General features: G+C 36.2%; 1 protein-coding gene. It reads right to left on the bottom strand.

The genetic code is table 11. The features are described 5' to 3' along the window. Positions 1-73 precede the first annotated feature (73 nt). Positions 74-1,435: VIT1/CCC1 transporter family protein (locus tag AC4GME_RS16870; RefSeq protein ID WP_490379841.1), on the bottom strand; the 1,362-nt coding region annotated here is incomplete at its 5' end.

The following is a 1,435-nucleotide window of genomic DNA, read 5'->3' as shown; positions in this document are numbered from 1 at the left end:
CAACCTTCTGCCTAGAATCTCATCATTTATCGTCTTGCTGATTCCTGCATCTTGAAGTGGTTTGGGTATATAATTAGATTAATGATTGTAATGTTTTTTGCTTAAAGTATTGCGCTACAGAGATCAAATCCTCCTCGTCAACAGCCTCAGTGCTAACCGTGATACTTTTATCTGACATCAGCAGATTCAATGTGCTGTTATTATCAGTTAATTCGCCATCACTTAATTCTGTTAGCGTTAAATGTAACTTAATACTGGCATTTTCTAGGGTATTTTTGAGCAGCTGAATATCAGTCAAACAACAATCGGCAAAATGCAGTTTAATCTTGTTTAACCGTAGCGGCTCATCATCTTCTATATTCAATTGAGAATCAGCGCGATCGGTGCGAATTAAGCCGTTTTGGTTTACCCAAGAAGTTAAGGTACTTTGCAAATTACAATTGTATAGTTCCACATACGACGAATTACAAATTTCCAGCGTACCTTCACAAGTAGATAAATAATCTAGACTACTGTTTTCTTTGTCTTTCAAACGCTTAACATACATATGGAACTTAAGCATTGCCTGATAATTAATAACATTAATTTTTTGTGCCGATTCTGGAGAACTTACTTTAAACATCTCGCTAATAGCAGCTTCGATATGCTGATTTAAATCATCGCTGTTTTCCAGTAAAGCAATATCTATCGAGCTCAACTGTTGTGATTCAGTCACATTCAGATCATCAACTATCTGATAGTAAGCTTTTAACCCATTAAACTGTATTTCCATTAAGATCACCCCTTCAATCGGGATGCCAAGCTCTTTGACGATTACATTACGTTTTAATAAATAATGGCTAAATTGATCTGCATTACTGCTATCTTTGATCTGAATAAGGTGTGACGCACCGGTTTTTTCTACATTAAAAATAATCTGCGGATCCAGTCCATCATTATCGATATGAAAGGCAATCTCCTCTTTTGATATCTGTTTTTTGGGTAAATCACGAAACGTAGGCCGCGGTTCAGCGCCGTTATGAAAAACAAATTTATCCTCTTTAGGGGTCTGTAAATGTTCAGCTATTTTATATACCAAAGTGAAAGCAGCAGGCCAGATAACAATTGCAGATAAAGGAATTGCAAAACCATTAAATTGCGGAAGTACATAGTAAATCAGTAGACCTGCAAGCAGTGACCAAAATGCGGCGCTATATCTTTTTCTATTGCGTAAAGGTGACTCCCGATAGTTTTTTATATTAAAAAAGGCAAGCCAGAATAAACTGAAAATTAACGCGAGAAGCAGCGTTTGCGATAAATTTGTGGAAAACGCTTCGCTAAATAAAAATGTTAGGATCGAGCCAACAATTAAACCGGCTAAGGTAATCAATGCAAAGCTGTAATTGTTTTGCGGTAAGTTCAATGATTTATTCATAATGTAGTTCAACAGTGATCT

The organism is Psychromonas sp. (assembly GCF_983033635.1).
The sequence above is the reverse complement of the archived record's forward strand: the minus strand, read 5'-3'. Positions and strand labels throughout refer to the sequence as shown.